The organism is Oleiphilus sp. HI0086, assembly GCF_001635225.1.
This window is the reverse complement of the sequence record NZ_LWFZ01000144.1, coordinates 1-1,610: the sequence shown is the minus strand read 5'-3', so window position 1 is coordinate 1,610 and position 1,610 is coordinate 1. Positions and strand designations below refer to the sequence as shown.

Below are 1,610 nucleotides of genomic sequence, written 5' to 3'. Positions count from 1 at the left end.
CGCATATTCAGTGCTAAATCATTGAGTAGCTGAATACGTCGGTCTTCAGGGAAGAAGTTGATAATTCGGTCGAGCGCCTGGTTTGCGTTGTTAGCGTGGAGCGTAGAAATACAGAGATGGCCAGTTTCAGCAAAGGCTAGCGCGTGCTCCATCGTCTCTCTGTCCCTGATCTCACCAATTAGAATAACATCCGGCGCCTGACGCAGAGTATTCTTAAGCGCGGCTCTATAGCTTCGGGTATCAACCCCGACTTCACGTTGGTTTATTACACTCTTCTTATGTTTATGGACGAACTCTACAGGGTCCTCGATAGTGATAATGTGACCACCTGCGTTCGAGTTACGGTGATCTATGAGTGCTGCGAGAGAGGTAGATTTGCCCGAACCTGTACCACCAACAAATAACACTAGGCCACGTTTAGCCATTACGACCTCTTTTAATACTTGCGGTAAACCCAGGTCATCAGCCTTTGGAATCTCTGTGACGATATTACGTGCAACGATTGAAATCTCGTTTCGCTGTTTGAATATATTGATACGGAAGCGACCAACACCGGAAATTGTATAGGCTAGGTTCATTTCTAGCTCTTGCTCAAATTCCTTTGTTTGTTCGCTATCCATCACGCTATATGCAATATCTTGTATTACCCCAGGCTGTAAAGGCTCTTGCTCTAGCGGTTTTAACTTTCCGTGAAACTTTGCGCAAGGCGGCGCGCCGGTACTTAAATACAAATCAGAACCGTCATTACGTGCTAGCACAGTTAAGTATTTTTCAAATTTCATCGAGAATATCCTATTCGTCAGATCAAGAGAGTAAAGAAATCTAGACAATAAGAAATAGACTATATGTGTGGGTTTCGCCAGCTTGAAATGATTTGATGGATACTTGAGCGGTAAAAACGTGAAGTATGAGAGGTAGTACAAGAAGGGAGGAAGAATTGAGCCATATTGTTTATGTAAAACTGAAAATATGGCTCAATCAGAGCTAACTACTGTTCTAACAAGATGCGTAACATTCTTCTTAGAGGTTCAGCAGCACCCCATAGTAGCTGATCACCTACAGTAAACGCTGAAATATACTCCGGCCCCATTGTAAGCTTACGAATACGACCAACAGGAATGCTTAGCGTACCAGTTACTTCAGTAGGTGTAAGCTCATTAATCGTTTGCTCACGATCATTCGGAATAACCTTAACCCAGTCGTTCGCCTTCGCTAATTTTTGCTCAATCTCTTCCACTGAAATATCTTTCTTCAGCTTGATCGTTAAGGCCTGGCTATGACAACGCATTGCGCCAATACGCACGCACAGGCCGTCAATAGGGATCGGTGTGTCTTCAATGCCTAGTATTTTGTTTGTCTCGGCGCCAGCTTTCCACTCCTCCCTGCTTTGCCCTGAAGGTAGCTGGGTATCGATCCAAGGAATCAGGCTACCCGCAAGCGGCACACCGAATTGGTCTTTTGGAAACTCATCAGAACGCAGCCTTTCAGCGACCGCTTTGTCGATATCAAGGATTGCGCTTGCAGGGTCTGATAGTGGATTAATTACAGTATTATGAATATCACCCATCTGCGAGATTAGTTCACGCATATGCTTGGCACCAGAACCTGAA

At 44.7% G+C, this 1,610-nt stretch carries 2 protein-coding genes; both read right to left on the bottom strand.

Translation table 11 applies throughout. From position 1 onward, the window contains the following. The coding region (locus A3756_RS02010) for a PilT/PilU family type 4a pilus ATPase (protein WP_068552809.1) at window positions 1–782 on the bottom strand (782 nt) is incomplete at its 3' end. A gap of 206 nt (window positions 783–988) precedes the next feature. Continuing rightward, the coding region (asd, locus tag A3756_RS02005; protein ID WP_156490193.1) for an aspartate-semialdehyde dehydrogenase at window positions 989–1,610 on the bottom strand (622 nt) is incomplete at its 5' end.